The sequence below is a fragment of the Vibrio sp. 10N.261.46.A3 genome, assembly GCF_041472995.1.
GTDB lineage: Bacteria > Pseudomonadota > Gammaproteobacteria > Enterobacterales > Vibrionaceae > Vibrio > Vibrio coralliirubri.
Map to the genome: position 1 here is coordinate 1 of NZ_JBFRRH010000044.1, position 1,752 is coordinate 1,752.

Below are 1,752 nucleotides of genomic sequence, written 5' to 3' on the forward strand. Positions count from 1 at the left end.
AACGGGTTGGAGTCACCACCGATTTCCGCGTGTCAATAGATGACGGTATAGGATACGTACACTAAGGCACTTTTATCCCAACGAGCCTCTACTGTATTCTACCTAATCATCTAACCAAGTTATAAAGGCTGAGGAAAGGCAAAGATCAAACCTTCAAACTAACTGCTTACTAAATTTTGTTAACTTGAACCTGAAGCATTATTGTTGTTGTATCTGCTACGGAGTCGAACTCATAACGGTAATGTAAATTCTTCCACTTGCGTTTGACTGAGTTCAAAGCAGAAGCAAACTCCTCTGAAGTTGCTATGAAACGTTCTACCCCATCGTTGGGAACAGAGACGCTACAACCTAGATTACTTAAATCACTTTTTTCCTTTCCATTTTGACCCGCTCGGCTAGATGCTACATCACAAACTTCAATGCGTACTTTGGTAGCTCCATTATTATCAACTAGAACTATATCATTCCCTTCAGGATCGTCACTGGTTGCCGGGTGGCATTGATCAACCTGTAAATCGGGATAACGTCTTGCACACCAATTTAAAGCATCTATCGTTCGTTCGACAGTTGCGAGAATATTGATCAACTCAACAAATTTTTCAGACTCTTTTTTAATTAGCGGGCTAGATACGCTGGAGAGATCAACAGATAATCTTTTAGTTTGTATTCCCCAATGCAAAGTGGCATTTGTAAAAGTATTAGAGTTATTTATTGCTGATAGTAGGTCAGTGTGAGCTTCCAATAGCTGTTCTACTGCGCCATAAATTGTCTGATTTCGAATTGTATCTATGATATGAGCCATATGTCCCCCCCAAAGAACTTAATGATCAACTAGGTCAACAGCAAACAATAGCAAACAATAGCAAAATGTCACACTGAACAGGATTTGTTAACCATGATAAGCCGTTCGTTATTTGTCTAAAATATTAACCTAGCAAGGTTTAGGCAGGCATTATAGTGATATTTAATCTAAGGCGCTTTTGTCCCAAAGCGCCTTACCTCTCCGACATATAAATGCACCTCTATCGCATAACCACCAATATCACCACATTAGCTTTATTTGGGTGAATTTCGAACGATTTAATGCGCTGATTTGTTCGATAAAGCTAATAATGGGGCAAAAATCATTTACTGTAATGATACCTCAATGAAACAATCGTGAGTCTTTCATTGGTGAACGAGTAGACCAATCTATGTTCGTCCGTTATTCGACGAGACCAGTATCCCGACAAATTCTCTTTCAATGCTTCTGGCTTTCCAATCCCAGAGGTTGGGGTTCTTGTTGATTCTTCAATTAAACGATTGATACGTTTAATGACTTTTTTATCCTGCTTTTGCCAATAAAGGTAGTCATCCCAAGCGTGAGAAGAAAACTGTAAGTTCACTCATCTTCTCCCAACAAATGAGAAAGGGTTGTACTGTGTTTTTCCCCCCTTTCAATCTGAGAGATAGATTCGAGCAAGTGATTAGCATTAATCGGGTTCGACATTAAATACATCGTCTCTTTCCAGCTATTAAACTCCGATTCACTAATCAATACCACATTATCGCCATCTCTCCGGTGGATGGTGACCGAATCACAATCATCGATGACTTTGTCACAAACACTTTTCAAATTAGAACGAACCTCGGTATATGTCATTACCTGCATATTTTAAATCCTTTGACTTCTGTATTTTCTTTCACCTTAGCATTGGTACCTAAACAAGTACAAGTAACACACTCACAAAACGACCGTTTAATGAGACAAAG

At 39.0% G+C, this 1,752-nt stretch carries 3 protein-coding genes; all 3 read right to left on the minus strand.

The features are described 5' to 3' along the window. Window positions 1-169 precede the first annotated feature (169 nt). Complete coding sequence (locus AB4484_RS12005) at window positions 170-802, minus strand: hypothetical protein (RefSeq protein WP_372078349.1); 633 nt, start codon at window positions 800-802, stop codon at window positions 170-172. Between the two features lie 322 nt (window positions 803-1,124). Further along, window positions 1,125-1,385: a Txe/YoeB family addiction module toxin gene (locus AB4484_RS12010; protein WP_372078351.1), complete on the minus strand. Its 261-nt coding sequence runs from the start codon at window positions 1,383-1,385 to the stop codon at window positions 1,125-1,127. Then, on the minus strand, window positions 1,382-1,651 hold the full coding sequence (locus AB4484_RS12015; RefSeq protein WP_372078353.1) for a type II toxin-antitoxin system Phd/YefM family antitoxin: 270 nt from the start codon (window positions 1,649-1,651) through the stop codon (window positions 1,382-1,384). The genes AB4484_RS12010 and AB4484_RS12015 overlap by 4 nt, the downstream gene beginning before the upstream one ends. Window positions 1,652-1,752: the final 101 nt, after the last annotated feature.